The organism is Stenotrophomonas sp. SrG (assembly GCF_050031795.1).
GTDB lineage: Bacteria > Pseudomonadota > Gammaproteobacteria > Xanthomonadales > Xanthomonadaceae > Stenotrophomonas > Stenotrophomonas rhizophila_A.
Genome location: NZ_JBNBBE010000107.1, coordinates 1 through 299, shown reverse-complemented (window position 1 = coordinate 299; position 299 = coordinate 1). Strand labels below are relative to the sequence as shown.

1 protein-coding gene is annotated in these 299 nt (G+C 68.9%); it reads right to left on the bottom strand.

Translation table 11 applies throughout. The features are described 5' to 3' along the window. Positions 1-16: 16 nt before the first annotated feature. Positions 17-299 (bottom strand): HlyD family secretion protein (locus tag ACQG3P_RS19165; protein ID WP_426805923.1); only part of this gene is annotated, 283 nt, incomplete at its 5' end.

The following is a 299-nucleotide window of genomic DNA, read 5'->3' as shown; positions in this document are numbered from 1 at the left end:
CCATGGAATTCTCCGCTTACTGCTTGTCGGCCGCGGCCGCCGGCGTTGCCGGCCAGCCCGGTGCGGCGCCCATCTCGGTTGCCTGCACGGGCATGCCCGGCTGGAACTTCTGCAGGCCTTCAACGATGACCTTGTCGCCGGGCTTCAGGCCGTCTTCGACCAGCCACTTGCGGCCCAGCGCGCGGCTGACCTTGACCGGGCGCACTTCGACCTTGTTGTCCTTGCCGTCCACCATGGCGCTGGTGTCGCCCTTGGCGTCGCGGGCGATGCCCTGCATGGGCACCAGCAGCGCGTTGTCG